The sequence below is a fragment of the Ignatzschineria sp. F8392 genome, assembly GCF_002252045.1.
Classification (GTDB): Bacteria; Pseudomonadota; Gammaproteobacteria; order Cardiobacteriales; family Wohlfahrtiimonadaceae; genus Ignatzschineria.
The window spans coordinates 1-1,582 of sequence record NZ_NEFF01000015.1 but is presented as its reverse complement, the minus strand read 5'-3'; the positions used below and the strand labels follow the sequence as shown (position 1 = coordinate 1,582).

The window sequence follows — 1,582 nt, the reverse complement described above, 5'->3', positions numbered from 1 at the left end:
ACAGGTGGTGATAAACCAGGCGCTGGCGATGGTGGTTCTACGAGTGGCGATAAACCAGGCGTAGGTGATGGTGGTTCTACAGGTGGCGATAAACCAGGTGTAGGTGATGGTGGCTCAACGGGTGGTGATAAACCAGGCGCTGGCGATGGTGGTTCTACGAGTGGCGATAAACCAGGCGTAGGTGATGGTGGTTCTACAGGTGGTGATAAACCAGGCGTAGGCGATGGTGGCTCAACGGGTGGCGATAAACCAGGTGTAGGTGATGGTGGTTCTACAGGTAGCGATAAACCAGGTGTAGGTGTTGGTGGTTCTACGGGTGGTGATAAACCAGCCGTAGGCGATGGTGGTTCTATGGGTGGCGATAAACCAGGCGTAGGTGATGGTGGCTCAACGGGTGGCGATAAACCAGGCGTAGGCGATGGTGGCTCAACGGGTGATGATAAGCCAGGTGTAGATGATGGTGGCTCAACGGGTGGCGATAAACCAGGCGCTGGCGATGGTGGTTCTATGAGTGGCGATAAACCAGGCGTAGGTGATGGTAGTTCTACGGGTGACGATAAACCAGGCGTAGGCGATGGTAGTTTTACGGGTGACGATAAACCAGGCGTAGGTGATGGTGGTTCTACAGGTGGTGATAAACCAGGCGTAGGCGATGGTGGCTCAACGGGTGATGATAAACCAGGTGTAGGTGATGGTGGCTCAACGGGTGGCGATAAACCAGGCGTAGGTGTTGGTGGTTCTACGGGTGGTGATAAACCAGGTGCAGGTGATGGTGGTTCTACGGGTGACGATAAACCAGGCGTAGGCGATGGTGGTTCTACGGGTGACGATAAACCTGGAGTTGAGGATGAAATAATAAATACTGATCCAGAAGCAGATCCTGAGCAAGGCTTTACGATAGAAGAAGACACGGTGAAAGAAGGTCAGATTATTGCTACTGATGTGGATGGTGATGACTTAACCTATACCGTGGCTGAACAGCCTAAGAATGGGACGTTAGAGTTAACTCCAGAAACGGGTGAGTATACCTATAAACCTCATCCAGATTTCAATGGTGATGATAGCTTTAAAGTGATTGTTTCAGATGGTCAGGGTGGTGAAGTGACGGTTGAAGTTCCGATCACCATCACGCCGGTAAACGATGCGCCGGAAGCAGATCCTGAGCAAGGCTTTACGATCGAAGAAGATACGGTGAAAGAAGGTCAGATCCTTGCTACTGATGTGGATGGTGATGACTTAACCTATACCGTGGTTGAAGCGCCTAAGAACGGAACGGTAGAGCTCGATAAAGAGACGGGAGAATATACCTATACTCCTGAGGAAGACTATCACGGTGATGATAGCTTTAAGGTTGTGGTCTCTGATGGTCAAGGTGGTGAAGTAACGGTTGAAGTTCCGATCACCATCACGCCGGTAAACGATGCACCGGAAGCAGATGCTGATCAAGGCTTTACGATCGATGAAGATACGGAGAAAGAGGGGAAGATCATCGCGACTGATATCGATGGTGATGATTTAACCTATACCGTAGTTGAGCAACCGGAGAATGGAACGTTAGAGTTAACTCCAGAAACGGGTCAGT

Annotated in this window: 1 protein-coding gene; it reads left to right on the top strand. The window is 50.5% G+C overall.

Features of this window, described 5'->3' with window-relative positions; translation table 11 throughout:
- On the top strand, positions 1–1,582 hold a 1,582-nt coding region (locus B9T19_RS10445; protein ID WP_143436890.1), incomplete at both ends, for an Ig-like domain-containing protein.